This is a genomic window from Achromobacter sp. 01N37, assembly GCF_056399725.1.
The window spans coordinates 1-23737 of sequence record NZ_JBFTRX010000013.1 but is presented as its reverse complement, the minus strand read 5'-3'; the positions used below and the strand labels follow the sequence as shown (position 1 = coordinate 23737).

At 61.4% G+C, this 23737-nt stretch carries 23 protein-coding genes and 1 tRNA gene; 15 read left to right on the top strand and 9 right to left on the bottom strand.

Translation table 11 applies throughout. The annotated features are described in order from the left end of the window. Positions 1 to 10 precede the first annotated feature (10 nt). From AC1DSJ_RS23070 to hdeA, 4 genes are all read left to right on the top strand, one after another. A complete protein-coding gene (locus AC1DSJ_RS23070; protein WP_346552893.1) occupies positions 11 to 511 on the top strand; it encodes an ankyrin repeat domain-containing protein in 501 nt (166 codons plus the stop codon). A 148-nt stretch (positions 512 to 659) separates the two neighbouring features. After that, the gene (gene vapB / locus AC1DSJ_RS23065) at positions 660 to 890 is read left to right on the top strand and encodes a type II toxin-antitoxin system VapB family antitoxin (RefSeq protein WP_175171608.1); all 231 of its coding nucleotides are present in this window, start codon (positions 660 to 662) and stop codon (positions 888 to 890) included. Further along, positions 890 to 1288 (top strand): type II toxin-antitoxin system tRNA(fMet)-specific endonuclease VapC, encoded by a 399-nt coding sequence (vapC, locus tag AC1DSJ_RS23060; RefSeq protein WP_441372242.1) that lies wholly within the window; start codon positions 890 to 892, stop codon positions 1286 to 1288. The genes vapB and vapC overlap by 1 nt, the downstream gene beginning before the upstream one ends. Before the next feature lie 238 nt (positions 1289 to 1526). Further along, positions 1527 to 1829 carry an acid-activated periplasmic chaperone HdeA gene (hdeA, locus tag AC1DSJ_RS23055; RefSeq protein ID WP_175172199.1) on the top strand — a complete coding sequence of 101 codons (303 nt, stop codon included), beginning with the start codon at positions 1527 to 1529 and terminating at the stop codon, positions 1827 to 1829. An 86-nt stretch (positions 1830 to 1915) separates the two neighbouring features. On the opposite strand, the gene AC1DSJ_RS23050 is transcribed toward hdeA, so the two are convergent. Genes AC1DSJ_RS23050 through gad form a run of 4 tightly spaced genes read right to left on the bottom strand, consistent with a single transcriptional unit; the run spans position 1916 to position 7335 of the window. Further along, on the bottom strand, positions 1916 to 3277 hold the full coding sequence (locus AC1DSJ_RS23050; RefSeq protein WP_441372241.1) for an MFS transporter: 1362 nt from the start codon (positions 3275 to 3277) through the stop codon (positions 1916 to 1918). 30 nt (positions 3278 to 3307) lie between these two features. Next, on the bottom strand, positions 3308 to 4243 hold the full coding sequence (gene glsA, locus AC1DSJ_RS23045; protein WP_342067087.1) for a glutaminase A: 936 nt from the start codon (positions 4241 to 4243) through the stop codon (positions 3308 to 3310). 56 nt (positions 4244 to 4299) lie between these two features. Beyond that, the gene (gadC, locus tag AC1DSJ_RS23040) at positions 4300 to 5874 is read right to left on the bottom strand and encodes a glutamine/gamma-aminobutyrate antiporter GadC (RefSeq protein ID WP_175172194.1); all 1575 of its coding nucleotides are present in this window, start codon (positions 5872 to 5874) and stop codon (positions 4300 to 4302) included. Positions 5875 to 5934: 60 nt separating this feature from the next. Further along, the gene (gad, locus tag AC1DSJ_RS23035; protein ID WP_441372240.1) at positions 5935 to 7335 is read right to left on the bottom strand and encodes a glutamate decarboxylase; all 1401 of its coding nucleotides are present in this window, start codon (positions 7333 to 7335) and stop codon (positions 5935 to 5937) included. A gap of 341 nt (positions 7336 to 7676) precedes the next feature. Here gad and AC1DSJ_RS23030 point away from each other — a divergent pair, with 341 nt between their 5' ends. Both AC1DSJ_RS23030 and AC1DSJ_RS23025 read left to right on the top strand, forming a co-directional pair. Beyond that, positions 7677 to 8225 carry a DUF3455 domain-containing protein gene (locus AC1DSJ_RS23030; RefSeq protein WP_441372239.1) on the top strand — a complete coding sequence of 183 codons (549 nt, stop codon included), beginning with the start codon at positions 7677 to 7679 and terminating at the stop codon, positions 8223 to 8225. Positions 8226 to 8294: 69 nt separating this feature from the next. Continuing rightward, positions 8295 to 9323 carry an RNA methyltransferase gene (locus AC1DSJ_RS23025; RefSeq protein WP_441372238.1) on the top strand — a complete coding sequence of 343 codons (1029 nt, stop codon included), beginning with the start codon at positions 8295 to 8297 and terminating at the stop codon, positions 9321 to 9323. A gap of 274 nt (positions 9324 to 9597) precedes the next feature. Here AC1DSJ_RS23025 and AC1DSJ_RS23020 read toward each other — a convergent pair. From AC1DSJ_RS23020 to AC1DSJ_RS23010, 3 genes are all read right to left on the bottom strand, one after another. Then, positions 9598 to 9674 (bottom strand) — tRNA-Pro (locus AC1DSJ_RS23020). A gap of 242 nt (positions 9675 to 9916) precedes the next feature. Continuing rightward, positions 9917 to 10882: an octaprenyl diphosphate synthase gene (gene ispB / locus AC1DSJ_RS23015; protein WP_054426933.1), complete on the bottom strand. Its 966-nt coding sequence runs from the start codon at positions 10880 to 10882 to the stop codon at positions 9917 to 9919. A 265-nt stretch (positions 10883 to 11147) separates the two neighbouring features. Continuing rightward, the gene (locus AC1DSJ_RS23010) at positions 11148 to 12323 is read right to left on the bottom strand and encodes a fumarylacetoacetate hydrolase family protein (RefSeq protein ID WP_441372237.1); all 1176 of its coding nucleotides are present in this window, start codon (positions 12321 to 12323) and stop codon (positions 11148 to 11150) included. Between the two features lie 122 nt (positions 12324 to 12445). On the opposite strand from AC1DSJ_RS23010, the gene AC1DSJ_RS23005 reads away from it, so the two are divergent. From AC1DSJ_RS23005 to proB, 5 genes are all read left to right on the top strand, one after another. Next, entirely contained in the window at positions 12446 to 13204 is a 759-nt protein-coding gene (locus AC1DSJ_RS23005; RefSeq protein WP_054426929.1) for an IclR family transcriptional regulator, read from the top strand. A gap of 279 nt (positions 13205 to 13483) precedes the next feature. Next, complete coding sequence (gene rplU, locus AC1DSJ_RS23000) at positions 13484 to 13795, top strand: 50S ribosomal protein L21 (RefSeq protein WP_006216228.1); 312 nt, start codon at positions 13484 to 13486, stop codon at positions 13793 to 13795. A 34-nt stretch (positions 13796 to 13829) separates the two neighbouring features. Next, a complete protein-coding gene (rpmA, locus tag AC1DSJ_RS22995) occupies positions 13830 to 14090 on the top strand; it encodes a 50S ribosomal protein L27 (RefSeq protein WP_050445798.1) in 261 nt (86 codons plus the stop codon). A 172-nt stretch (positions 14091 to 14262) separates the two neighbouring features. Further along, entirely contained in the window at positions 14263 to 15399 is a 1137-nt protein-coding gene (gene obgE, locus AC1DSJ_RS22990; protein WP_054426927.1) for a GTPase ObgE, read from the top strand. Between the two features lie 55 nt (positions 15400 to 15454). Then, positions 15455 to 16591: a glutamate 5-kinase gene (gene proB, locus AC1DSJ_RS22985; RefSeq protein WP_054426925.1), complete on the top strand. Its 1137-nt coding sequence runs from the start codon at positions 15455 to 15457 to the stop codon at positions 16589 to 16591. Here proB and AC1DSJ_RS22980 read toward each other — a convergent pair. Next, the gene (locus AC1DSJ_RS22980; RefSeq protein WP_441372236.1) at positions 16517 to 17266 is read right to left on the bottom strand and encodes a response regulator transcription factor; all 750 of its coding nucleotides are present in this window, start codon (positions 17264 to 17266) and stop codon (positions 16517 to 16519) included. The genes proB and AC1DSJ_RS22980 overlap by 75 nt on opposite strands. A 101-nt stretch (positions 17267 to 17367) precedes the next feature. Between AC1DSJ_RS22980 and AC1DSJ_RS22975 the strand changes: the two genes are divergently transcribed. Together AC1DSJ_RS22975 and AC1DSJ_RS22970 are read left to right on the top strand one after the other, a co-directional pair. Next, positions 17368 to 17796, top strand: coding sequence for a helix-turn-helix domain-containing protein (locus AC1DSJ_RS22975; protein ID WP_054426921.1), 429 nt, complete (start codon positions 17368 to 17370; stop codon positions 17794 to 17796). A gap of 76 nt (positions 17797 to 17872) precedes the next feature. Continuing rightward, entirely contained in the window at positions 17873 to 18970 is a 1098-nt protein-coding gene (locus AC1DSJ_RS22970; protein WP_441372235.1) for a M14 family metallopeptidase, read from the top strand. Between the two features lie 84 nt (positions 18971 to 19054). Here AC1DSJ_RS22970 and AC1DSJ_RS22965 read toward each other — a convergent pair whose 3' ends face one another. Then, positions 19055 to 19612, bottom strand: a complete 558-nt coding sequence (locus tag AC1DSJ_RS22965; protein WP_054426919.1) for a SecDF P1 head subdomain-containing protein — start codon at positions 19610 to 19612, stop codon at positions 19055 to 19057. Between the two features lie 412 nt (positions 19613 to 20024). Here AC1DSJ_RS22965 and thiC point away from each other — a divergent pair, with 412 nt between their 5' ends. After that, positions 20025 to 21938: a phosphomethylpyrimidine synthase ThiC gene (thiC, locus tag AC1DSJ_RS22960; protein WP_427949495.1), complete on the top strand. Its 1914-nt coding sequence runs from the start codon at positions 20025 to 20027 to the stop codon at positions 21936 to 21938. Positions 21939 to 22583: 645 nt separating this feature from the next. Then, a partial coding sequence (locus AC1DSJ_RS22955; protein WP_476760399.1) for an IS4 family transposase occupies positions 22584 to 23737 on the top strand: 1154 nt, incomplete at its 3' end.

The following is a 23737-nucleotide window of genomic DNA, read 5'->3' as shown; positions in this document are numbered from 1 at the left end:
TACATCCCCTATGACTCCAGACCAACAACTCCTGCACGCGGCAAGCAAGAACGACACCGCGGCCATCGAACAGGCGCTGGCGCTGGGCGCGTCCGTGAACACCCGCAACGACTTCGGCGGCACCGCGCTGTTCTGCGCCGCCACAGACGGCGCGGCCGATGCCGCCCGCATCCTGCTCGCGCACGGCGCCAGCCTATCCAGCCGCGCCGGCCACGGGCTGACCGCCCTGCATCAAGCGGCAAGCTGGGACCGCGAAGCCGTGGTCGCCTTGCTGCTGGAGGCAGGCGCCGACGTCGACGCCGTCATGGATGACGGGGGCACGCCCTTGATGGCTGCCGCGGCGCGCGGCAATCTGAAGATCGCGCAACTGCTGCTCGCCCATGGCGCCCAAGCAGACCTGCGTGACAACGAAGGCTGGAACGCCTGGGCCTGGGCTACCGAAAAAGGCGCCGAAGAACTTGCCGATCTTCTGGAAGAGGCAGGCGCCGAACCTGCGTTTCCGGGGGAGTAAACGGAAAGCCGGAGCCTCGGATCCACATGCAGATATTTACATTCGAGGCGAACAAAAGCTGATCCGTTTTTGAATCTCGGGGGCATGAGGGGTAAGCACTTATTCGGTACAATGGCATATCCCATACGTATATCCCCAGGAGATCAACATGGAACAAGGCTCCATCTTCAAGAGCAATCGCAGCCAGGCCGTGCGGCTGCCTAAAGCAGCCGCTTTTCCTGACGACGTCACGCGCGTGGATATTGTGACGGTCGGCCGCGCGCGACTCTTGGTCCCCGCTGGGGAATCCTGGGACACCTGGTTTGCCGGCGATTCAGTGACGCCGGACTTTTCTAATGATCGCGATCAACCCGCAGATCAAAGGCGCGAGGACTTGTAATGCTCAAGTTCATGCTCGACACGAACATCTGCATCTTCACTATCAAGAACAAGCCAGACGTGGTTCGGCAGGCATTCAACCAACGACACGCGCAACTCTGCGTCAGCGCAATTACTGCGATGGAACTCGCCTATGGCGCCGAAAAATCGGCAGCTGTTGCACGCAATCAAGCCGTTGTTGAGGGCTTTCTGGCGCGACTGGATGTTCTTGACTATGACTTGGCCGCAGCAGACAGCACGGGGCAACTACGCGCAGAGCTGGCCCGAGCAGGGACTCCTATCGGACCTTATGACGGAATGATTGCCGGGCACGCGCGTTCTCGGGGTTTGATTCTTGTCACGAACAACACGCGTGAGTTCGCTCGCGTGCCAGGACTGCGTCTGGAAGATTGGACCTGACATCGAACCATTAACCCGTAGCCTTCGCGCATTTTCTTTGTATTAATCGCGCATGATTAAACAGTCCGATTGAATATCAATCAGATAATCTCTAAATAATAAATTTCGTCGAAATTGATTTAAAAAAAGATAATCTTCGTTGACCGCCACCCATCGATTAAGTAATCTTCAAATGTGAGTTAAAGCTCACTATATTTACAAAGCTACCCTCATCCTTAGTACGATTAGGAGCTCGACCATGAAGAAGCAGCTTTTGATGATTGGCCTTATCGGTTCGATGGCCTTTTCGGGGGCCAGCATTGCGGCCGATGCAAAGAAGCCACTCGCCTTGTGGGATTGCCAGGATTTCCTGGGCGTCCAAGAAAGCTATCGGCCCATCGTCGTCAGCTACGCTGAAGCCCTCAACCACAAGGGCAAGCCCGAAGACGCCGTTCTCAATGTCGAAGGCATCACCACCAAGACCCCGCTTTTGGTTAAGCACTGCACTGAAAATCCGAAAATCAAACTGCGCGACGCACTCGTCGGCATGAATAAGCAGTAATCGCTACGGGCCTCACCTGGAACTTGCGTGACAGGTGGGGCCAAACCTCTCTGCATAGGCCGCTCTTTGCGGTCTTTTTTGTGCGCTTAAGCGCGGATGACCAATCGACGCGCCTGCATTGCGCGCAACGCCGCACACACGACAACCGCCACGCCGCACATCAACAGGAAATAGAACAACGCAGGGTCAGATCCCCCCGCCTTTCCTGACAAGTCGCGAAATTTCGCCACCACGGTAATGCCCAGCAACTGGCCGAACTGTTTGGATAGCGTTGCAATGGAAGAGGCATCCCCGGATCGCTCCGCCGGGAAGATGCTCATGATGACTGCCGTGACCGATGCATTGGCAAAGCCGTAGCAAAGGCCGGCAAACGCAAGTGCGGATATCGCCCAAGGAAGCGACGCATTGCGCTCGGCGATGTAGGCCACGCTTCCCAAGCCAAGGATCGAAAGTCCGGCGAGCAAGAAGGCCAGGTTGGATCTTTTGGAGGCCAGCAACGGCTCCGTGATGAAGCACGCGAGAAAGCCGGCCGCCGCCATCGGCAGACAGCCCAGTCCAAATACCAACCCGCTTTGGCGCAAGTCGACCTGAATGAAATAGGATGCCCACAGCATCGAACCGACGATAGCCGCGAACGTGAACACGCCCACGCATACCTGCGGCGCCATCGCAAACCCACGCATCCACGTGTCTGGCCGCAACGCGGCTTCGCGTTTGACAAGCAGCCAGAGGATGAGCGCGGCGGCCAGCGCATAGCAAAGCAGGGCCCAGTCATACTGGCCTACAAAATACGCAACCGCCGCAAGCATGGCGGCCACCGCCAGCTCACCCAGAATCGAAGGCTTGCGTGCCGTGCTTTGCGGCGCGGCCTTCTCACGAATCCGGAAGCCGACAAAGACGATGGGAATCGTGGCAAGCGCGGTCACCCAGAAGATGGACCGCCAGCCCCAGGCATCCAACAGCATGCCGCCCAACACGGGTGACAGACCAAAACCCGCCATCCCGGCGGCGGACCAGATACTCATTGCCGCCGCTAATTTGCTGGGTGGCGTGTGAGAGCGCAACAGCACGAGCGCGGATGGCGACAATAACGCGGCGAATGCGCCTTGAACAAAACGCAGGCCGATCAGTAGCGCTTCCGAGCCGACCAGCGAACAAAAGATTGACGTGACGGCGAACCCCGTCATGCTCAACAGGAAAATTCGGCGTGCACCAAGGCGGTCGCACAGCGCGCCGCCGGGCCGCAAACCGGCAATCCGCGCCAACAGATAGCCCGAGATAATCCACTGCACTTGCGCGGCAGTGAAGTGCAGGTCAGCAGCGATATGCGGCAGCGCAAGGCTTACCGCGCCGCCCATCGACGCGCCAACATACGTCGCCGCCGCAGCGCCGGCGACCACCAGTTTCTCGCTGGCGCTTAACCGAGGGGTGGGCGGCGTTTGGGTCATCGGCGTCCTTGATCACCCACGGCGGTCAGGTCATGCGGCATACAGGTTGTATCCCATCGCCTTCGCCACAGCCGCCACCATCAGTTGCCCTCTGACGCTGTTGCCCACGGGGTCCAAAGGCGGCGAGAACGCAGCGATTCCCATCTTGCCTGGCACAACGGCAAGAATGCCGCCGCCAACGCCACTCTTTGCCGGCAGGCCAACCGTATAGGCCCAATCGCCAGAGCTGCCGTACATGCCTTCCATGGTCATTTCCGCCAGAAGAAATGGGGCATTGGCCGCCGTAAGAACACGTTCTTTGGTGATGGGATTGACGCCCTTGCCAGCAATCGTGGCGCCCATCGTCGCCAACTGCACGGTGGATACCAGCGTTGAGCACTGACGCGTATAAACGTCGCACGCCTCCATGGGGTCGCAGTACATGGCGTCGGCCGAATACAGCAGCCAGGCAATCGCGCGATTGTGGAAATTCGTGCTTTGCTCGGATTGGTTGACGTCGTGCGACATCTCAAGCTTTGCGCCGGCAAGCCGCGACTGCATGTCGAGGATGCGCGTCCAGCGTTCTTCAACGGAACTTGCCTTGATGACGCTAGTCGTCGACATCGCGCCGGCGTTGACCAACGGAGACAAAGGCTTGTCGCCATGCAATTCCAATGCAATGACCGAATTGAATGGCAGCCCGGTCGGGTCCGCGCCTATCTTTTCCTGTACGGCGTCCGGCCCCACATCCTCCAAGGCCAGCGCCAGTGTGCAGACTTTGGAAATTGACTCGATAGCGAACGGATAGTCTGTGTCGCCAGCGGCGAAGACGTCGCCGTCGACGGTCACGACCACAACGCCTGACAGGTCGGACGGCACCTTTGCCAGGTAGGGAATGTAGTCAGCGTTGGCGCCGCCCGGCGCCGCATGATGTTGAGCGTAGGCAGCATCAACCGCCGCCTTCAGCGTATTGAGATCAATAGCCATGAGAATCTCCGGCGATAACCGGGAAATCCGTTGAGCGGATTTCCCGGCTTCGCTTATCAGGATCTGGAGGAAGGCGAGGTGGCCGAGCCGCTTGCCGCAGGCGAAGCGCTGCTTGTAGCCACGGGCGTACCCGTCACCGTTGTGCTGGGTACCGTCTGTTTTGCCTGCCAGGTGAACGGCGCAAAATCACTGTCCTCATCACGCCAGCCGGGCTTGCGCACCATGTAGATCAAGAACGGAATGATGCAGAAGAAGACGGTCAAGCCCACCAGTATTTCAACGTACGTGGAGGGGCTGCCCACGGAGATCTGACTGGGCGGAATGAAGCTGAAGACGAACGCCAGCAACGAACCGACGAATCCGGCGCCACCGATGATGTACATGCCCATGTCCCCGCCCGGTATGCGGTAAGGCCGCGGACGGTCGGGCTGGCTGCGGCGCAGATAAATTGCCGCGGAGAACATCAACAGGTACATCACCAGGTAGAGGATGACCGTCAGCTGGCTCAGCATCTGGTACACCGCCTGCACCGAAGGCAACACCACGAACAGCGTCGCCAACAGGCTTACGATGACCGCCTGAAGCAACAGGATGTGCGTGGCCATGCCGTGCGCATTGGTGTGCTGCCACCACCGCGGCAAGTAGCCCGCCTTGGCCACCACCAACAAGCCGGACGATGGGCCAGCCACCCAGGTCACCACACCCGCAAGCACCCCAATGGCCAAGGCCACGGCGACGACGGGTCCCAGCCAGGCCACGCCAGCCCACTTGAACATGTCGTTGTAGGCCACCAGCAGACTCTGTGTCAGGTTGATGTCTGATTGAGGGATGACAAACGCAATCGCCAGCGTACCCAACACGAAGATCAGCACCGTGCCTACCGCCGACAGCATGATGGCGATGGGGTAATTGCGTTTCGGGTTATCGACTTCCTGGACGTGGATGGCGTTCATTTCCATGCCGGCATAAAACAGGAAGATGCTTGCCGCCAGCACGATGTTGTCAAAGTTGGTGAAGTCGGGAATCACCTCACCCCAAGACAACTTGATTTGCGGCGTGTTGCCCGCAAACAGATACGAGAACCCCAGCACGATGAGGATAATCGCCGGAATGATGGTGCCGACTATCCCCCCCCACTTGGAGACCTTTGCAAAAGTCTCCACGCCACGGAACGCAATGAATGTGGCTAGCCAATAGATGCCGAGCACGATGGCCAGGATGAAGTACTTGTTGGCGGACAGTGCTTCATCCCATCGCTGGTCTGGCCCGATGAACGCCAGCGATACCGCCCCGAACGTGAGCGCGGTAGGAAACCAGACGGTGACCTCGACCCACAACATGAACATGGCGAGGAAGGCCAGGCGTGGCCCGAAGGCCTCGCCCACCCAGCGGAAGATCCCGCCTTTCTCGGACCATCCCGTTGCCAGTTCAGCTGCAACCAGCGAGACGGGAATCAGGAAAAATACCGCAGCAAAGAGGTAGTAGAAGATGGAGCTCAAACCGTATTCGGCTTCTGCCGGCAAACCACGCAGGCTGACCACCGCGACGATGTTCATGATCGCGACGGTGCCGATTCCGAGTTTTTTGAGCGAAGGCTTGCTCACCGCTTTGTTTGGAAGCGAGTCAGGCATAGATCATTCCCCCAGAATGGAGATCTATTGACGATCGGATGGGAAAGCTTCAGACCACGTTCAGGTGTGGTTGAACCCTTCTTCACTGGCGACGCCGTGCAAGGACGGGTGCTCAGCCAGATAGGCCAGTGCGCCCTTCATGTCCTCGATCAGCAACGCTGCGAAATCCATCTCGAACCCGCGCCGGCACATGATGCGCATCACGACGGTGTCAGACATCTTCCCGTTCAGTGCGAATGCCGGCACTTGCCATCCCCGAAGCCGTAAGCGCTCGGACAAGTCGTACAGCGTGTACCCGATCTTTGCGCCTTCCTTGATCTTGAAGCACACAGCGGGAATGCCCTCTTTCGGATCGCCGCTGCAGATCATCTCGTAAGGCCCCAGCTTGGCGACTTCTTGCGCGATGTAAGACGCGACCTGATAAAGCGCGGTCTGCACTTTGGTATAGCCTTCACGGCCCAGGCGCAGAAATTCGTAGTACTGGGCAATGACTTGCCCCGCAGGCCGGGAAAAGTTGATGGCGAAGGTGCCCACCTGCCCGCCCAGGTAGTCCACGTTGAACACGAGTTCGTTGGGCAGCGCCGCGGCGTCGCGCCAGATGACCCAGCCGCAGCCTAGCGGCGCCAGGCCGAACTTGTGACCCGATGAGCTGATGGATTTCACGCGGGGCAGGCGGAAGTCCCAAACGATGTCAGGCGCGACAAACGGTGCAAGAAAGCCGCCGCTTGCGGCGTCGATATGCATGTCGATGTCCCAGCCCTTGTCCTTGTGCAGCTTGTCCAGCGCCTCGTGCAGGGCCAGCGGAAACTCGTAGTTGCCGGTGTACGTCACGCCGAACGTGGGCACGACGCCAATGGTGTTTTCGTCGCAGGCGGCGATCATGCGCTCGGGGTCCATGAACAGCTTGCCGGGCTCCATCGGGATTTCGCGGATCTCGACATCCCAGTAGCGCGCAAATTTGTGCCAACACACTTGCACGGGACCACAAACAAAATTGGGCTTGTCGGTAGGCTTGCCGGCGGCCTGCATACGCTTGCGCCAGCGCCACTTCATGGCCATTCCGCCCAGCATGCATGCCTCGGACGAACCAATGGTGTTGGTGCCGACCGCCTGGCCGTTCGCGGGCGTCGGGGCATTCCAGAGGTCCGCCATCATGTTCACGCAGCGCAAATCGATGGCGGCCGACTGCGGATATTCTTCCTTGTCGATCCAGTTTTTGTTGATCGACAGATCCATCAGCTTGTGGACGTTTTCATCGTCCCAAGTCTGGCAAAAAGTCGCCAGATTCTGACGTGCATTTCCGTCAAGATACAGTTCGTCGGTGATGATCTGGTATGCAACGTCTTCCCGCATCTGGCCTTTGGGAAAGACCTTTGATTCCGCGACGTGCCCCATGACTTCCGAGCCAAAACGGGAATCGAGGGAATCGGACAGGCCCGGAACGGGCGGCTTATCTTGCATGGTCTACCTCTCTTGCGATCTTCGTTGAAACAAGCACTAAACAGTGCAGCGAACTACCCGAAAATTTGAAGATGGTGTGCGGTCATGCAATCCCCCGTATCCGAGCTGGGGATTAATCCTGTAGGCGGTGCAACGCGGGCGCCGCGACAGCTGAAATGTAAGTAGTTACGTGAGCTGACAGGAAGATTACAGAGAGATTCTAAGCAAGCTGGATAATATTTTTACTAATTGTTGTGTCTGTTTAATACAATCGTTCCAAATAGTTTAGTTCCGAAATTATGAACTTAAACTGTGTATGATTTTTTCGCCCTTTCAGGCGGTTTGATAATCGAAGGACACCCATGCAAAAGCGTGATTCGCACTTCCTCAAGCCGCCAATTGGCTTGCTCTTGTCCGTCGGGCTCGTTACGCTCGCGCCGCTCGCCGTGGCAAATAACAGTTTGCCGGCACTGATGCAGGTGCCGGCAGATAACTCAATCGCGTGGAATGCGCCTGCGAACGGGCACATTACCTATGTGTGCCAAACCAGCCGTACGGATGGCGCCAAGCTTGCCTGGATAATCAAATCCGCCTCGGCCACGCTAGGCAATTCAAGCGAACGCCTCAGTGGCACCTACACCAGCCCGCCAGAAACCTGGAAAAGTGCTGACGGGTCGGCATTGACGGGAATGGAAATCGTGCGCGCGCACGCCGGCGCCGACCGGCTATATGACCAATTGGTCCTCGCCAATCCGTCCGTGGGCGTGGGAGTACTGACAGGCGTCACGTACATTCAAAGACTCGTCAGCGCAGGCGGAGCGCCTCCTCAAACACCGTGCGCGAATTCGAACGTTGGCGAGCAAGTCAAAGTGGCGTATCAGGCAAATTACGTTTTCTGGAAGCCAAACTAGGTTTCACAAAGTGCGTGGCCGGCCCCGCTTCGCGAGCGCCCATACCGGGCGGAGTAAAATCCGCTCCCCATGCGCTTTTCAGACTTCGACCTACGCCTTGCGGCCCTTGGCGCCCAGCCCGCTCATCGCGGCCGGGTCGTGCGCGCCTGGCTGAGCGGGCAAGCGTTCGACAGCGACACATGGCGGCGGCGCTTCGACAACTTCCTGCCGCTGGCGGTGCGTGACGCGCTGCCCGCGCTGGCGATGGAACTGGACGGCCTTGCCCGCATCCACGCCGAACACGCTGGCAACGATGGTTCGCGCCTGCTGCTTTCACTGGCCGACAGCCAGATGGTGGAAAGCGTGCTGCTGCCGCGCGACGGGCTCTGTGTGTCTACCCAGGTCGGCTGCGCGGTGGGCTGTCTTTTTTGCATGACGGGCAAGAGCGGCCTGATCCGCCAGGTCACCAGCATGGAAATCCTTGCCCAGTTTGTGATGGCGCGGCGTCTGCGCGCGGTGAAGAAAGTGGTCTTCATGGGCATGGGCGAACCGGCGCACAACCTGGCCAACGTGCTCGAAGCCATCGACCTGCTTGGCACGGAAGGCAACATCGGCCACAAGAACCTGGTCTTCTCCACCGTCGGTGACCGGCGCGTGTTCGAGGCCTTGCCGCAGCAACGCGTGAAGCCCGCGCTGGCGCTGTCGCTACATACGACCAAGGCCGATCTGCGCCGGCACCTGCTGCCACGCGCGCCGCACATCTCGCCGGAAGAACTGGTCGAGCTGGGTGAAACCTATGCCCGCGATACCGGCTACCCGGTGCAGTACCAGTGGACGCTGCTCAAGGGCGTCAACGACGGTGACGACGAACTCGACGCGATCCCGCGCCTGCTCAAGGGCAAGTTCGGCGTGCTCAACGTCATTCCCTTCAATAGCCTGGAGGGAGATGACTACGAGCGACCCGATACCGAACGCATCCGCGAGATTGTCCGCACCCTGCACCGCCGCGGCGTGCTGACCAAGGTAAGGAACAGCGCGGGGCAGGACGTGGAAGGCGGTTGTGGCCAGCTGCGGGCCCGGGCCGTGGGTGCCGAGCAAGTGATCGAGCTGCGCCGCTGATAGGGTGGGAGGAGACGGGAAGCCGTTTAGCGCTTCCTTCCCTTTAGCGCTTCCGCGTTTAGGGCTTCCGATTAGCGCTTCCGTTTAGGGCTTCGGTTTAGCGCTTCCCTTTAGCTCTTCTGTTTAGGGCTTCCTTCCCTTTGGCGCTTCCCTTTGGGACGTTGCCCGCAATCAACAATGGAAGCGCAAACGCAAAAAAGCCGGCCCGCTTGCGCGATACCGGCTTTCAGCTAAAAGTGTCGGGAAACACTTTCAAAAATTCGACCACATCAAGTGGTCGGGGCGAGAGGATTCGAACCTCCGACTCCTGCGTCCCGAACGCAGTACTCTACCAGGCTGAGCTACGCCCCGAGTCTTACTACTGGAGTATCACTGCTGAGATATTGCTACCCCGAGCACTTCCACTCTAACTACCTGCTCGGCTACGCTCAGTGCAACCAAACATCTTTCGCTGATGACTTTTGTTGATGAACTTGCTAATCAACAGCGATCGCTATTAGAACCTAAATTCAGTTTTTTTGAAAATCGGGTTTTTCAACCGAACTTCCAAACCCTGAATCAGTGCGCCCTCGGGCTTTTCAGCCCAGTTCGCGTTAGCGATCTCTATTCACCGCGAAAGCGCAGAATTCTAACAGAGAATTCAGGAAAGGGGAAACGGGGTAGATCGACAGGGCTTCGCGGGCACGGTCGGCTTCGGCCACGGCGGCCTGACGGGCGTGTTCCAACGCGTCCGTGGCTTGAATAGCGGCAGCCACGGCGGCGAAGTCGGCGTCGCCAGTCTTGATGGCGTCGCGGATCAATTGCTGTTGTTCCGGGGTGCCCACTTCCATCACGCGGATCAGCGGCAGGGTCGGCTTGCCTTCGCGCAGGTCATCGCCCACGTTCTTGCCAAGCGCGGCGGCGTCGCCGCTGTAGTCCAGCACGTCGTCCACCAATTGGAAGGCGGTGCCGACGTGGCGGCCGTAGGCGGCGGCGGCGGCTTCCTGCTCGGGGGTGGCGCCCGCCAGCACGGCGCCGACTTGGGCGGCGGCTTCGAACAGCTTGGCGGTCTTGTAGCGCACGACTTGCAGGTAGCGCTCTTGCGAGACGTCCGGGTCGTGCACGTTCAGGAGTTGCAGCACTTCGCCTTCGGCGATGACGGTGGTGGCTTCGGACAGGATGCTCATGATGCGCATCGAGTCGGCTTCCACCATCATTTCGAAGGAACGGGAATACAGGTAGTCGCCAACCAGCACGCTGGCCGCGTTGCCGAAGACGGCATTGGCGGTCTCGCGGCCACGGCGCAAGTCGGATTCGTCCACCACATCGTCGTGCAGCAAGGTGGCCGTATGGATGAATTCCACAACGGCGGCCAGCAGCTGGTGATGCGTGCCTTCGTAACCGAGCGCGCGCGCCACCATCAGCACCATGGCCGGGCGCATGCGCTTGCCGCCCGCGCCAATGATGTAGTCGCCAATCGTGCGGATCAGAACCACATCCGAATTCAGCCGATCGCGGATGACCGCGTCGACAGCCTTCATATCGTCAGCAATGGGGGCAATAAGCGCGGGGAGATTCAAGACGTATCCGACAAGTGAAACGAGCCGCATGGGGGCTCTTACCGCTGGGCCGCCGGAAGCGGCGGGGGATTCGACCAGCGATTATACGGGGTGTTCAGGAGCGGGACGCAGGGCAAGACGCCGGGGCGGGACGCTAGCATCCCCCGGCACTTCGCATGCCTGCCCCCGCCTTATTCCCCGCCCTTATTCCCCGCCCTTATTCCCCGCCCTTATTCCCCGCCCTGTTCCCCGCCCTGTTCCCCGCCCGGCTTCCAGCGGCCTGGACTTATGCCGCCGGCGCTTTCGGAAACACGCCGCGCTCGGCCAGGTTGGCGTACAGCGCACGCACGCCGAACGTCCAGGGCGCAATCTCGGTGGACAACTGCACGTCGTTCACCAGCGCGCCGATGCGATCGGACGCGATGACGACGCGATCGCCCAGCTTGTGCGTGAAGCCGGTGCCAGGGCCTTTGCGGTCCTGGCTGGGGGAGAACATCGTGCCCAGGAACAGCATGAAGCCATCGGGATATTGATGGTGCGCACCGCAAGCCTGGCGCACCAGGTCGAGCGGGTCGCGGCTGATTTCGCGCATGTGGCTCACGCCGTCCAGCTCGAAGCCGTCGGCGCCTTCGATGCGCAAGGACACATCCGCCTGGCGCACGCTATCCATAGTGAAGGCGTCGTCGAACAGCCGGATGAAGGGGCCGATGGCGCAGGAACCATTGTTGTCCTTGGCCTTGGTCAGCAGCAAGGCGCTGCGGCCTTCGATGTCGCGCAGATTGACGTCGTTGCCCAAGGTGGCGCCCACGACCTCGCCGCGGCTGTCCACCGCCAGCACGATTTCGGGTTCGGGGTTGTTCCACTGGGATTCGGGCAGCACGCCGATCTGCGCGCCAAACCCCACCGACGCCATGGCGGGCGTCTTGGAGAAGACTTCGGCGTCGGGGCCGATGCCCACTTCCAGGTATTGCGACCACTGGCCGCGGTCAACCAGTTCGGTCTTCAGCTTGGCCGCCTCGGGCGAGCCGGGGCGCAGGCGGGACAGGTCCGACCCAATCAGCGCCTGCATCCGCACGCGGATCTCGTCAGCGCGGCTGGCGTCACCGCCCGCCTCTTCTTCGATCATGCGTTCCAGAAGGCTGATGGCGAACGTGACGCCCGCCGCCTTGATGGGTTGCAGATCGCAGGGGGCCAGCAGGCGCGGCCCGCCGCCGCCTTGCAGGGTGGCGGCCATCAAGGCCCGCACATCGCCCAGCGATTCTCCTTCGGCGCTTGCCGCGAACGCCACGCGATCAGGGCGATCCAGCAAGTCCGACACGGTGGGCGCCGCGGCGGTGATGTCGAAGACTTCACCGTTACGCACCACCACCACGCTGGGGCCGTTGACCGGCGCCGGACGCCATACCCGGCCCACGAGCAACGCCCGCGTCAAGTCGGAAGGCAGAGTGTTTGCTTCGTTCATTTGTCTCCTCGCTGTATGCCTTCTGTGCGGCATTCAAAATGATGTGCGACGAGTCTAGGGGAATCCATTTATCATGTCCAACATTATGAATTCATGTCCAACTCATTGGACGAAAGAGATCGATGGCCACTGAATACGACGTCCCCGCCATTCGGCGCGCCCACGACATCCTGCGCGTGCTCGCCAACCGCCGCACCCCGGTCAAGGCGGCCGAACTCGGCCAAGCCTGCCAACTGGCAAAAAGCACGCTGTACCTGCTACTGGACTGCCTGGAGCACCGCCGCTGGATCGAACGCAAAGACGGCGGCTACATCATCGGCATCGAATTGATGGCGCTGGGCTTCGCCTATCTGCGCCACGACGGCCTGCAAACCGCGTTTCATGAAGCCGCCAGCGAGTTCGTGGCCCGCCACAACGAAGTCGTGCAACTGGCCGTGCTGGACGGGTTCGACGTGGTTTATATCGCCCGCGAAGACGCGCGCCGCCCGGTGCGGCTGGTGTCTGAACTGGGCATGCGGCTGCCGGCCCACGCCTGCGCGCTGGGCAAGGCGTTATTGGCCAACCTGCAACCGGACGAGCTGGCCGCCTGCGTGCCGGACGAGCTGCCGCGCGTCACCGACCGCACGCTCGCCACCCGCCAGGCGCTGAATCAGGAGCTGGATCTTGTCCGGCAGATGGGGCTGGGGCAGGACCTTGAGGAAGTGGCGACGGGCCTGGTCTGCTACGCCGCCTATGTGGGCGTGACGCCGCTGGGCAAGCGGGTGGCGGTCAGCACATCGATCCCCACCGACCGGCTGGACGACGCCCACCGCCGCGACGTGATGGAAGGCATCCGCCAGGTGGCGCGCGACATCGCTCGGCGGGTGGTTCCCCCGGCATGAAGCGTGCGCGCCACACCTAAGCCCTTACCCTGCAACGGCTTTTTGACTTTTGAAAAGCCTCGCGCTAATATCCCGGATTCGGTCAGCAATGCCCGAATTACGTCGGTTGTTTGCGTAACCCGTCTGGAAGCTGTGCTGTAAAGCGCTAGGGTCCTTTCCTTCTTGCCAGTCTTCTGGCGACTAGACAGGAATGCGATCTTTCCAGAAACGGACATATCCCGCCCAGCAGGGTTGGGACCCCGCGCAAATAAACCCATTTACCTATTTAAGGAACACCCCATGTACGCGGTCGTAAAAACCGGTGGCAAGCAGTATCGCGTTGCCGCTGGCGAAAAACTCAAGATAGAACAGATACCGGCAGACATTGGGCAAGAAATCACCCTGGACCAAGTGCTGTCCGTGGGCGAAGGCGACCAACTGAAAGTTGGCACGCCCCTCGTCTCCGGCGCTGTGGTCAAGGCAACGGTTCTTGCGCAAGGCCGCCACGACAAGGTCAAGATCTTCAAGATGCGCCGTCGCAAGCACTATCAGAAGCGTCAGGGCCACCGTCAGAACTACACCGAAATCCGCATCGAAGCCATCACGGCTTAAGGCGCGACTCGGTACCACTTAGCAGGAGCTAAACATGGCACAGAAAAAGGGCGGCGGCTCTACGCGAAACGGACGCGACTCAGAATCAAAGCGTCTGGGCGTCAAGACTTTCGGCGGTGAACTGATTCCCGCTGGTTCGATCATCGTGCGTCAGCGCGGTACTCGCTTCCACGCTGGCGTGAACGTCGGCATGGGCAAGGACCACACCCTGTACGCGCTGATCGACGGCAAGGTTCAATTCGGCTTCAAGGGCGCATTGAACAAGCAAACCGTTTCGATCGTCGCTGCCGAGTAATCGGACAAGCACGGTCAGCGCAACGCGGTGTACCGCGTTGCCGAACGGCAAAAGCCCTGTCGCATGCGGCAGGGCTTTTTTGTTTTAAGGCAATTGGCGAGTAAGCTTTCCAATGCCTCCTGGCGGCGCCCCCTGGGCGCCTGCCCCATTACCCACTACACGCGCAAACACCATGAAATTCGTAGACGAAGCCACCATTGAAGTGGTCGCCGGTAAAGGCGGCAATGGCGTGGCGAGCTTTCGCCGCGAAAAGTTCATCCCCAAAGGCGGCCCGGACGGCGGCGACGGCGGACGCGGCGGCACCATCTATGCGGTGGCCGATCGCAACATCAACACGCTGATCGACTTCCGCTACGCGCGCCTGCACCGCGCCAAGGGCGGTGAAAACGGCCGCGGCTCTGACCAATACGGCGCAGCCGCCCCCGACATCACCTTGCGCGTGCCCGTGGGCACGGTCATCCATGACGCCGAAACCGGCGAAGTCCTGTTCGACATGGACACGCACGACCAGAAAGTCGTGCTGGCCGCAGGCGGCCAGGGCGGCATGGGCAACATCCACTTCAAATCCAGCTTGAACCGCGCGCCCCGCCAGTGGACGCCCGGCAAGGAAGGCGAACACCGCTACCTGCGCATGGAATTGAAGGTGCTGGCGGACGTGGGCCTGCTGGGCCTGCCGAACGCCGGCAAGTCGACGCTGATCACCCGCATTTCGAATGCGAAGCCGAAGATCGCCGACTACCCGTTCACCACGCTGCACCCGAACCTGGGCGTCGTGCGCACGTCGCCGTCGCGCAGCTTCGTCGTGGCCGATATTCCCGGCCTGATCGAAGGCGCGTCCGAAGGCGCGGGCCTGGGTCACTTGTTCCTGCGTCACCTGGCGCGCACCCGGGTTCTGCTGCACCTGGTTGACGTGTCCACGCCCGACCCCGACGCCGATCCGGTCGAGCAAGCCGTCGTCGACGCGCGCGCCATCGTTGAAGAACTGCGCCGCTACGACCCGGAACTGGCTCAAAAGCCGCGCTGGCTGGTGCTGAACAAGCTGGACATGGTGCCGGACCCCGAAGACACCAAGCGCCGCTTCCTGGAGCTGTATGACTGGAAGGGCCCTGTGTTCGCCATTTCCGGCCTGACCGGCGAAGGCACGCAAGACCTGCTGTACGCGCTGCAAGACTACCTGGACGCCGAGCGCGAAAAGGAACACCTGTCGCGCGACCAGGCCGAAGGCACCTATGTGGCGCCGGACCCCCGCTTTGACGACACGCGCTCGGATGCCGACAAGCCCGCCGCGCCGCGCGCAAGCGACGAATAAGCCATAATCGCAGTCCTTACGATTACGTCTTTTCTCGCCGCAGCCGGCGCCCAACATGTCTGCTGAAACACCCGCCGTTTCCGTCGTCACCAACGCCCAGCGTCTTGTCGCCAAAGTCGGCTCGTCGCTGGTCACCAACGAAGGCCGTGGCCTGGACCGCGCCGCCGTGGCGCACTGGGCCGCACAGATCGCCGCCCTGCACAAGCAGGGCAAGCAGATCGTGCTGGTCTCCAGCGGCGCCATTGCCGAAGGCATGGCGCGGCTGGGCTGGCGCAAGCGCCCGTCCGTCATGCACGAACTGCAAGCCGCCGCGGCCGTGGGCCAGATGGGGCTGTGCCAGGCCTATGAAGCGGCTTTCGCTGAATACGGCCTGCGCACCGCGCAGATCCTGCTCACCCACGAAGACCTGGCCGACCGCCACCGCTACCTGAACGCCCGCAGCACGCTGTTTGCGCTGCTGCGTTTGGGCGTCGTGCCGATCGTGAATGAAAATGACACGGTCGTCACCGATGAAATCCGGCTGGGCGACAACGACACGCTGGGCGCGCTGGTCACCAACCTGATCGAAGCCGACACGCTGATCATCCTGACCGACCAGCGCGGCCTGTACGAAGCCGACCCCCGCAAAAACCCCGACGCCAAATTCATGTCGCACGCGCAAGCAGGCGACCCCGCGCTGGAAGCCATGGCGGGCGGCGCCGGCAGCGGCATTGGCACCGGCGGCATGCTGACCAAGGTGCTGGCCGCCAAACGCGCAGCGCACAGCGGCGCGCACACCATCATCGCCTCGGGCCGTGAACGCAATGTGCTGACGCGTTTGGCGCAAGGCGAATGCATCGGCAGCGAACTGCGCGCCGTGCTGCCCGTATGGTCTGCCCGCAAACAATGGCTGGCCGACCACCTGCGTCTTCGTGGCCGCGTGATTCTGGATGACGGCGCGGTGCAGGCCTTGCTGCGCGAGGGCAAGAGCCTCTTGCCCATTGGCGTGACCGATGTCGAAGGCGAGTTCGGACGCGGCGACGTCGTAGCCTGCGTGGACAGCCAGGGACGCGAATGCGCCCGCGGCCTGATCAACTATTCGTCTGCGGATACCCGGCGCATCCTGCGTCAGCCGTCGTCACAGATCGCCCGCATTCTGGGCAGCATGACCGAACCCGAGCTCATGCATCGGGACAACCTCGTCGTTCTCTGAACCCGCGCTGGCCGCGACGGGCGTGTGCTGCAGCAGAATGTAGCCCCACCCCCGCACGGCCAGCACCGGCAGTTCGATGTCAAAGCGGCGCGCCTTGCTGCGCAGCCGCGAGACCAGCACATCGACGCTACGCGCGCCCTCTTGCGGATTACGCGGAAAGAAGCGATCACGACGCAGGCAATGGCCTGGCGCCCGCAACAAGCGGACAAAAAAGGCACGTTCGGTCAGCGTCAATGGCAGGCGCTCGCCGTCGGGGCCGGATAGCACCCGTTCATGCAAACGCCATGCCGGGCCATCGGTGGCGGGCGGCAACATGCGGCGGCGCAGATTGCGCAGCAACGCATCCCACTCCAACGCCCCCATGCGGGCTGAACTATAGGCATCCACGCCCGCCTCCAGGGCCTCGACCCGTTCGCGCGCTGAGGCCGCTGGCGCCTGCCACACGACTGCCGCATCAGGCGCTGCGCGGCGCAACGCCGCAATCAGCTTCGGCACCCCTTCTGCCTGCCCACGCAGCACCATCGCGTCGACATCTTGCGTGCGCAACCGATCCAGCAGCTCATCCGGCGATTCACAGGCGCTGACCTGCCATTGAAATTCTCGCAAGGCCGCGACAAAATTATTGCTCGCCATTTCATCAAGTTGCACGACCAACACATAGCCCCGTTCAAGCATGTGACCGCGCCTCCCAAAACTATCACTCAGGTAATGCTTATAACCACCAAAGTAAATCCTGAGCAAGCTTCAATCGACGCGTGAAGACATTTTCAGACCGATTGAAGCAAGCCCGTCTTCTGCGTGGTCACACGCAGAAGACGCTCGCTCGTCTCGCGCGAATCTCGCAAAGTGCAATCGCCAGTTACGAAAACGGCCTTCGGCACTCCAGCCGATCGACCCGTAAGCTCGCGCAGATTCTGAAGATTGAGCTTGAATGGCTGGAGACAGGTAAGGGTCCCATGGAATTGCCCATGGAAGGCTACGACCTGTCTGATACTTTGCCTCCGGCTGGCATTGCCGAGACCATGCCACGCGTGGCCCGCCGCCCTCGCCCCCAAGCGCCATGGCCGTTCCCCAACATTGCGCCGTCGCAATTCGACGGCTTGACCCCCGATGACCGAGCCATGCTCGAAGCATTGACGCAAACCTTTATTGAAACGGCGCAGGCGCGCCGCACCGTCAAACCGCGCGGCCGCAAGATCGGCTGATTTTTCCTGCCGCGCGAGTAAGCTCATGATCACCCGCGCGCAATTGGCGCGCGGCGACTTGCAGGAATCGTGAGCCATGGACTTGAGCAGTTTTTCAAGCCAGTACGCAGAAGCGCGCCGCAAGTTTCTGGACGCGTGCGCCGAACGCGATCTGGCCGTGCAACACCACATCCATCCCCTGCCCGGACGCGACGGCGAAACGCTGGCGCTGGATGTCGCCCGGCTGGGCGCGCCCGACGCCCCGAACCTGCTCGTGATCAGCAGCGGCTGCCATGGCATCGAAGGCTATTGCGGCTCCGCCGTGCAAACCGCGCTGCTGCGCGACGCGCGCTGGCACGCGCAATGCACGCGCGACGATCTGGCGGTGCTCTACCTGCATGCACTGAACCCCTACGGCTTCTCTTGGGACCGCCGCGCCACGCACGAAAACGTAGACCTGAACCGCAACTTTCGCGACTTCTCGCAGCCCCTGGAAAACGACCGCCACTACCTTGCGATTGCTTCGCTGCTGGTGCCTGATGGGAATCACCCGCCGGGCCTGGGCAGTGAGTTGAGCCTGGCGTGGCGCGCGCTGCGCCATGGCCGCAGCGCCCTGCAAGCCGCGGTATCGGGCGGCCAGCAGGTTGACCCCAACGGGCTGTTCTATGCGGGCCGCGCGCCCACCTGGAGCCACCTGACGCTACGCGCCATCTTGCGCGAACACGGCCGGCGCTGCGCCCGCATCGCGTGGATTGATGTGCACACCGGCCTGGGCGCGCAAGGCGTCGCGGAATGCATCTATCAAGGCACGCCTGCGGGCCCCGAATCATTGGCGCGAGCACGGCGCTGGTGGGGGCCTGCTGTGACCAGCGCCGAAGAAGGCAGCTCAACGTCCTGCGAACTCGCCGGCACGTTGGACATGGCAGCGATGGATGAATGCCCACAAGCCGAATACAACGGGCTGACGCTGGAGTACGGCACGCTGCCTGGCCTGAAGGTATTGAATGCGCTGCGCGCCGAACAATGGCTGCACAACCATCCCGACGCCCCCGCCGCTTTGCGCCAGCGTATCAAGCGCGACCTGCGCGCCGCGTTCTATATCGAGACCGACGCCTGGAAACACGATGTGCTGATCCAGGCGCGGCGGGTTATGGAGGCGTCGCTGGCGGGCTTGGCCACGCCGCTATCCGCCTGAAGATTTGCATTGGCCTTGCGTTGGCCGCGCGCAAAAAAATATCCGCGCCGATGGGCGCGGATATTTAACCGGCGCGTGTCGCGATCAGGGCTTCGGCGCGGGGGCCGGTGCGCCGTTGGCCGGAGCCGGTGCGGCATCGCCACGGATCTTGGCGGCGATTTCAGAAGCAGCTTGAGCCGAGGCCACACCAAATGCCAGCACGCCACGGTTCAGCGGTTCGGCGATGCTCGGGGCAGCAACCAGTTCCTGATCAATCACCAGCGCCAGGCGCTTGCCGACGTTCTTGGTGCTGATTTCAGTCAGCTTGCGAGCGCCGGATTCCGAGAAACGCAGACCCACGAAGTTCTGGCCTTGACGATCAACCAGCGCGGCGGCGTCGGTCAGGTCGGCACGCGTCAGCACGGGCATTTCCTGCATGTAGAGCTTGCCATCGGGCAGCGAGATTTCGCGCATGCCGGGGGCCGGTTGTTGTTGCGCCAGATAGAAGTCCACCGACGAAGCGGTGGCCGGTTGCGTCGATTGCTGGCTGGCATCGGGCGTGGCCGCGGCGCCGGGCGCCTTTGTCGGGGCGGTCTTGCAACCCGCCAGCGCCAACGTCACGACAACCAAGGCGGGCGCCAATTTGCGTAGGGTCAGTTGCATGCTCGATTCCTTCTTCTTTAGTTAGCTATGCCCGGCGAGTCGATAGCCCGCCCAGCGATTGGTTGGAAAAAGTGTACAGAACCTGCATGACCGTGTCGCCGCAGTCTGAATCCAAATGTAAAGCAGTAATACCAGCTCTGGATGACGAGCAATTTAAGAATGGCTTCATGCAGGTTGATCATCGCTGGCGCCACGCAACATCGCATCGTTGAAGCGACTGGCCCGCCAGGCTCTATACTTCGCTTTCGCGCAGGGGTACTCGTCCCGCCTTTTCGGCTGGACGTGTTGAGAGAGTCCCTTCGTACCAGTACGGATAATGCCGATGCTGGGAGCCGTATTTCCGCCACGTGTCCCCGCACGCGTGGCGGAAGTCCATTCCCAATCGGCTCCAACCAATCGCTTGGAGCTTTCCATGAATGCCAATCCCAAATTCCTGGCCGCCACCGCCGAAGTCGACGCGGCGGCCGTCGCACCGCTGCCCAAATCGCGCCGCGTGTATGAGACGGGCTCGCGCCCCGACATCCGCGTGCCGTTTCGGGAAATCGAGCAGGACGACACGCCGACCATGTTCGGCGGGGAAAAGAACCCGCCCCTGACGGTCTACGACTGCAGCGGCCCCTACACCGACCCCGACGCCAAGATCGACATCCGCCGCGGCCTGCCCGAGCTGCGCCGCGGCTGGATCGAAGAGCGCGGCGACACGGAAGTGCTGTCGGGTCCGACCAGTGACTACGGCAAAGAACGCCTGACCGATCCCAAGCTGACGGCGATGCGCTTTGACCTGCAACGCCCGCCGCGCCGCGCCAAGGCCGGCGCCAACGTGTCGCAGATGCACTATGCGCGCCGCGGCATCATCACGCCCGAAATGGAATACGTGGCCATCCGCGAAAGCCTGCGCCGCGAGCACTATCTGCAAACGCTGCGAGACAGCGGCCCCGACGGCGAAAAGATGGTGAAGCGCCTGCTGCGCCAGCACCCCGGCCAATCGTTCGGCGCGGCCATCCCCGCCGCCATCACGCCGGAATTCGTGCGCGACGAAATCGCGCGCGGCCGCGCCATCATCCCCGCCAACATCAACCACCCCGAAGTGGAACCGATGGCCATCGGCCGCAACTTCCTGGTGAAGATCAACGCCAACATCGGTAATTCGGCCGTGAGCTCGGGCATTGGGGAAGAAGTCGAAAAGATGACGTGGGCGATCCGCTGGGGCGGCGACACGGTGATGGATTTGTCCACCGGCAAGCACATCCACGAGACGCGCGAATGGATCATCCGCAACTCACCCGTGCCGATTGGAACGGTGCCGATATACCAGGCGCTGGAAAAGGTGGACGGCAAGGCCGAAGACCTGACGTGGGAAATTTTCCGCGACACGCTGATCGAACAGGCCGAACAGGGCGTGGACTACTTCACGATCCATGCCGGCGTGCGCCTGCCGTTCATCCCGATGACGGCCGACCGCATGACGGGCATCGTGTCGCGCGGCGGCTCGATCATGGCGAAGTGGTGCCTGGCGCATCACAAGGAAAGCTTCCTGTACGAGCGCTTCGAAGAAATCTGCGAAATCATGAAGGCGTATGACGTCAGCTTCTCGCTGGGTGACGGCTTGCGTCCGGGCTCGGGCTATGACGCCAACGACGAAGCGCAATTCGCTGAACTGAAGACGCTGGGCGAGCTGACGCAGGTGGCGTGGAAGCATGATGTGCAGGTCATGATCGAAGGCCCTGGCCATGTGCCGATGCAGATGATCAAGGAAAACATGGAGCTGCAGCTGGAACATTGCCACGAGGCGCCGTTCTATACGCTGGGCCCCCTGACCACCGATATCGCACCGGGCTACGACCACATCACCTCCGGCATCGGCGCCGCGCTGATCGGCTGGTACGGCACGGCGATGCTCTGTTATGTGACGCCGAAAGAGCACTTGGGCTTGCCGAACAAGAAGGACGTGAAGGACGGGATCATCACGTACAAGATTGCGGCGCACGCGGCCGACCTGGCGAAAGGCCATCCGGGCGCGGCGATTCGCGACAACGCGCTGTCAAAGGCGCGCTTCGAGTTCCGCTGGGATGATCAGTTCAATCTGGGGCTGGACCCGGATACCGCGAAGGAATTCCACGACGAGACCCTGCCGAAGGACTCGATGAAGGTGGCGCATTTCTGCTCGATGTGCGGACCGCATTTCTGCAGCATGAAGATCACGCAGGACGTGCGGGACTATGCGGCGGCGCAGGGCGTGAGTGAGAAGGAAGCCTTGCAAAAGGGCATGCAGGAGAAGTCGGTGGAGTTTGTTCGGAAAGGGGCTGAGGTTTATCAGCGGCAGTGAGGGTTTTGGGGTGGGTGGTTGAGGTTTGGGTGAAGGGTTGAGGGTGTTGGTTCGTGGAGTCTTGGGTTCTTTAGACGTCCGATGTGGCGGGGGCCTGGGGTGGGCGGGGCAACGATTGCGGTCCGGAGCCTTCGCTCCGGACTTGCCTAGGCGGCCCCCCCCCCGTCGTCATCTTCGTCACCCGCCGTTGGCGGGTTCCTTCAGATTCCCTCGGGCTTATCGACGCCCCCCCACCCCAGGCCCCCSCCACACCGGACTCGTTCAGCGGCAATCTCTCGGCCGCTGGGGAGAACGGTGTGCTTAGGGTTCTTCTCCACGGCGAGGGAGTGGAGAAGGATCTTGCGGGGCCCGCCCCCGGCCGGCCGCGCAGGCGGCCTTGGGGGGCTTACGCGTAGAGGTACGTCGTCACGCTGTTCGCTTCGCGTGTGGCGGCGATGTTCGAGTTCTTCTTCGTGACTTGAAGCCCTTAAAAATGCAGTCAGACTCTGAGGTTTCCCCACGAATTTCCAGCGAAATTCATTGTGAATCAACGGCCTGCGCGGCGAGGCAGAGTCAAACGGTTCGGCTGACGTTGATTGGGGCGTGCATGGCGCCAGTCTTATACCCTTCATCAGGCGACCAAACCGTTTGAAGGAAGACCAGGCCATGCACGCAGTCGGAGTATTGCAGAAACTGCTCCAGGATTCGATCCCTRGCCTACATTTGAGCCGACTCAAGGCCTTGATGTGCATGGTGCGAAGTGCGATGGCAACGCGACGGTTGACACTCAGCGRACTGGCGCGCGGACTGCCCACTGGGCAAGCGATACGGCATCGGATCAAGCGCGTAGACCGGCTGCTTGGCAACCGTCATCTGCATAGCGARCGCTCCATGTTCTATCRACTGCTGTGCCGCCAGTTCATGGCCGGGATCAAGCGCCCCGTTATCTTGGTGGAYTGGTCTGATTTGAAGGCGGATMGAAGTTGGCTGGTRTTGCGAGCAGCACTATGGACACGCGGCGCTGCCATGCCTAWCTACGAGAGCGTTCATCCCTTGCGCGATCAGAACTCGCCGGGTGTTGAGCGGACATTTCTGARCAMGCTCAAGTCCTYGCTGCCCGARGGGCTACGGCCGATTATCGTGACCGAYGCGGGGTTCCGGGGACCATGGTTTGCCTATCTGAATCAACTGGGCTGGCACTGGGTGGGGCGCRTCCGCGGGCGCACGTTTCTGCGCTCGGGCGACGAACCGTGGCGGCGTTGCACGGCGGATTATGCAACCGCCAGTTCGCGCCCTCAGGACCTGGGCGAACAACAAATGATCCGCTCCTGCCCCGTGCAAACCCGGCTTGTGCTGTATCGAAAGCCGCCGCAGCAGCGTCAAGCACTGACTCAGTTCAAGCAGCGCAAGCGCAGCAGCCACAGCGAGGTCTGCGCCAGGCGAGAAAGCGAACCTTGGCTGCTGTGTGCATCGCCGTCGCTGGCCGATACGAATGCGCGTGAAATTGTTGAGGTCTACCGCAAGCGCATGAGTATCGAATGCACCTTCCGAAGCTTRAAATCCCATCAGTTCGGGTTCGCGTTCGAGGATAGTCAAAGCGCAGGTGCCGCGCGTCTGCAGATCTTGTTGCTGATCCACGCGTTAGCGACGTTCTTGATGTGGCTAGTCGGCAAATTGGCCGAGAGCCGAAAGCTGAGACCGGCCTATGAATCCAACAACCGGAAAGACCGGCCGACCATCTCRCTGCTCACGCTTGGGGCCATGATCTATGCCGAACGGACGCTGGCCTTGACCGAAACGTCAGTCCTTGGGTCCTTGGG

Coding starts and splice junctions, on each gene's coding strand:
- AC1DSJ_RS23010 (WP_441372237.1), bottom strand. CDS start 12,323: ATGAACGAAGCAAACACTCTGCCTTCCGACTTGACGCGGGCGTTGCTC.
- obgE (WP_054426927.1), top strand. CDS start 14,263: ATGAAATTCGTAGACGAAGCCACCATTGAAGTGGTCGCCGGTAAAGGC.
- AC1DSJ_RS23005 (WP_054426929.1), top strand. CDS start 12,446: ATGGCCACTGAATACGACGTCCCCGCCATTCGGCGCGCCCACGACATC.
- vapB (WP_175171608.1), top strand. CDS start 660: ATGGAACAAGGCTCCATCTTCAAGAGCAATCGCAGCCAGGCCGTGCGG.
- AC1DSJ_RS22965 (WP_054426919.1), bottom strand. CDS start 19,612: ATGCAACTGACCCTACGCAAATTGGCGCCCGCCTTGGTTGTCGTGACG.
- AC1DSJ_RS23025 (WP_441372238.1), top strand. CDS start 8,295: ATGCGCTTTTCAGACTTCGACCTACGCCTTGCGGCCCTTGGCGCCCAG.
- thiC (WP_427949495.1), top strand. CDS start 20,025: ATGAATGCCAATCCCAAATTCCTGGCCGCCACCGCCGAAGTCGACGCG.
- rpmA (WP_050445798.1), top strand. CDS start 13,830: ATGGCACAGAAAAAGGGCGGCGGCTCTACGCGAAACGGACGCGACTCA.
- AC1DSJ_RS22980 (WP_441372236.1), bottom strand. CDS start 17,266: ATGCTTGAACGGGGCTATGTGTTGGTCGTGCAACTTGATGAAATGGCG.
- AC1DSJ_RS23030 (WP_441372239.1), top strand. CDS start 7,677: ATGCAAAAGCGTGATTCGCACTTCCTCAAGCCGCCAATTGGCTTGCTC.
- AC1DSJ_RS23070 (WP_346552893.1), top strand. CDS start 11: ATGACTCCAGACCAACAACTCCTGCACGCGGCAAGCAAGAACGACACC.
- gad (WP_441372240.1), bottom strand. CDS start 7,335: ATGCAAGATAAGCCGCCCGTTCCGGGCCTGTCCGATTCCCTCGATTCC.
- AC1DSJ_RS22970 (WP_441372235.1), top strand. CDS start 17,873: ATGGACTTGAGCAGTTTTTCAAGCCAGTACGCAGAAGCGCGCCGCAAG.
- glsA (WP_342067087.1), bottom strand. CDS start 4,243: ATGGCTATTGATCTCAATACGCTGAAGGCGGCGGTTGATGCTGCCTAC.
- rplU (WP_006216228.1), top strand. CDS start 13,484: ATGTACGCGGTCGTAAAAACCGGTGGCAAGCAGTATCGCGTTGCCGCT.
- proB (WP_054426925.1), top strand. CDS start 15,455: ATGTCTGCTGAAACACCCGCCGTTTCCGTCGTCACCAACGCCCAGCGT.
- vapC (WP_441372242.1), top strand. CDS start 890: ATGCTCAAGTTCATGCTCGACACGAACATCTGCATCTTCACTATCAAG.
- AC1DSJ_RS23050 (WP_441372241.1), bottom strand. CDS start 3,277: ATGACCCAAACGCCGCCCACCCCTCGGTTAAGCGCCAGCGAGAAACTG.
- hdeA (WP_175172199.1), top strand. CDS start 1,527: ATGAAGAAGCAGCTTTTGATGATTGGCCTTATCGGTTCGATGGCCTTT.
- gadC (WP_175172194.1), bottom strand. CDS start 5,874: ATGCCTGACTCGCTTCCAAACAAAGCGGTGAGCAAGCCTTCGCTCAAA.